At 37.2% G+C, this 2083-nt stretch carries 3 protein-coding genes; 1 reads left to right on the top strand and 2 read right to left on the bottom strand.

What is annotated here, in order from left to right; all coding sequences use genetic code 11:
* Positions 1-315: 315 nt before the first annotated feature.
* Positions 316-459: a hypothetical protein gene (locus H6F44_RS22675; protein ID WP_190353347.1), complete on the top strand. Its 144-nt coding sequence runs from the start codon at positions 316-318 to the stop codon at positions 457-459.
* Here the strand turns inward: H6F44_RS22675 and H6F44_RS22680 are convergent.
* Both H6F44_RS22680 and H6F44_RS22685 read right to left on the bottom strand, forming a co-directional pair.
* Entirely contained in the window at positions 451-963 is a 513-nt protein-coding gene (locus tag H6F44_RS22680) for a type IV pilin protein (protein WP_190353348.1), read from the bottom strand. The genes H6F44_RS22675 and H6F44_RS22680 overlap by 9 nt on opposite strands.
* 155 nt (positions 964-1118) lie before the next feature.
* The gene (locus tag H6F44_RS22685) at positions 1119-2018 is read right to left on the bottom strand and encodes an Rpn family recombination-promoting nuclease/putative transposase (protein ID WP_190353349.1); all 900 of its coding nucleotides are present in this window, start codon (positions 2016-2018) and stop codon (positions 1119-1121) included.
* Between the last annotated feature and the right edge of the window lie 65 nt (positions 2019-2083).

A 2083-nucleotide genomic window follows, 5' to 3' on the forward strand; every position in this document is an offset into this window, starting at 1 on the left:
TTGTTCGTCCATTTCGCGGTATCCATAAAAAGTATCTGCATCTCTATGTAGCCATGTTTGAGTGGGCTTACAATTTACGTTGGATTGATTTTGACTTCCTCCGCCGTCTTCTTGTCCCTCCTTTCACCTATTTACCCACATGAGCGAAGTTAATCTTTTGGATCGTCAGCTTTGACTAAACCCGCAATTAGGAATGCACCGCCAATGCCAAAAAGGGGAATAGGAGCATTTTGAATGATGGACGCAACGCCTTGATCCAACTTTACTCCCTTTGCATCAAATATTGAGCTGCCACTTATAACTAAATAACATTCAGTGAATAGGCAAGTCACCCTGCCTGAAGCAAAAGATGCGATGCCGCCTAGTATTAGAAATGAGACTGCGGAACTTATTAAACTCGATTTAGATCTTGCCATGCTCGTTAGTTTTTTGAGTATTATGGGAATGTCCTTATTCTAGAACTGTTGAGCCAACAGGACATTCTACAGCCGTAAAATCGGTTCTATCGACTTGAGGTGGTGTTCTAGAAGGCTGTAGGCTTTGGCAAATCCAGTAAGAATCACGAAAATTGATACCCGTATAACTTACCAATCCATCTCTTCTCGGAGTTGCTGTTACGAGAGCAACAGTATTACTTTTAAGAGAAATTTGAAGTTCATAAGAATTATCCTTGTCAAGAGTTGAGGCCATACTGACTGATAATTCATTTGGGGCAAAAAATCTACCTGTCTTCTTATAGTTCTCTGCTTGTGTTTTCATGAGTCCAGCAATGCTCATCCTCATAAATGTAGCCTTAACTTTAGCTGATTGATTGAAAAAGCTAGGCAAGGCGATCGCTGCTAGTACACCAATAATACCGAAGACAATTAAAAAATTTACCCACAATGGGAAATTCTTTTTATTGTTATCATCTGAATTTTTCATTAAAATTAATTTTGGTTTAACAATTCTAGTTTCGTCCATAATAAAATCTAACTATTATTCAAATCAACAGAAAATTGTGCGTTGATTGTACGTTTGAATGGACGCTTAATGTATGTTTATGAGACGATCGCCCCTTAATCTAACCAACCAGAGATCGCCCCTCATCTATTGAAAAACACTTTAAACCTAAGCTATCAAATATTTTCGAGCAAATTGTGTAGATCTTCGATATTGCCCAACTCAAACAAAGCTTCACTCAACTCATCTAACTGCTCTAGTGAAAGCTGATTCAGCAAAATCCTAGTCTCATCGGGTAGAGTTCCTAATTTGCGAGCAAGTTGTTTAAATAGAAGCGATCGCATACCTTCTTGTATAACTTGAGCTTTTCCTTTCTTTATACCTTCTTCTCTAGCTGTTTCAATTACACAATTCATGTCTCGGTAGTACTTTAAACTGTTTTCATAAGCCGCCATTTCTGTTTGAGAAAAGTTGGTAATCTTTGCAATTTCAAACAGTTGCATGAATATATTTTCTTGTAACGGGATAGGCGGATCTTTTAAGTCAGGTAGATGTTTGAGTAAAAATAGCCACTTATCCAAATGGTCGTTTAGTCGATCGATTGTTTTGTTGTACTTCGGTAATTCCAGATAAATAAATTTGAGCTTTTCTTGACAATCATGCTCAACGATGTAGAAAAAATTGTCATCATTCTTATTTTCATTAAAAACGAAGTCTAAAATACCAATCATATAAACTGGAGTGATTTTGTCATTCCAATTCCCCTTTTCTATCTGTTCTTGAGTTGAAAATGAAGAAAAGTAAATGTTACGGTATTTGAAATAATTATGTTTGGCTTTTTGCATCTCGACAATGAGCCTTTCGCCATTTTCACTTTGACAATAAAGATTGAGATCAAGGGGGGTGTTGCCAGTGCTGCAATAGGTGAGATCTTTAACTTGATGGTGAGACGGTAAAATTACATTAAGGAAGTCAATCAATATATTTTTATTCGACTCAGTTCCAAATAGACGCTTAAAACCAAAGCTCGTGAATGGGTTCACATAGCGATCGCCGCTAAGTCGAGGGTAAAACATCGTATTTCTTGATTAACGCTCTCCTCATCAATTTTAACAGGTTGACAGGTATGCGATCGCCTATT

Origin of the sequence: Pseudanabaena cinerea FACHB-1277, assembly GCF_014696345.1 — a bacterium.
GTDB lineage: Bacteria > Cyanobacteriota > Cyanobacteriia > Pseudanabaenales > Pseudanabaenaceae > Pseudanabaena > Pseudanabaena cinerea.

What these genes read in the sequence shown, in the direction of transcription:
- H6F44_RS22685 (WP_190353349.1), bottom strand. Translation starts at nt 2,018, where the DNA reads ATGTTTTACCCTCGACTTAGCGGCGATCGCTATGTGAACCCATTCACG.
- H6F44_RS22680 (WP_190353348.1), bottom strand. Translation starts at nt 963, where the DNA reads ATGGACGAAACTAGAATTGTTAAACCAAAATTAATTTTAATGAAAAAT.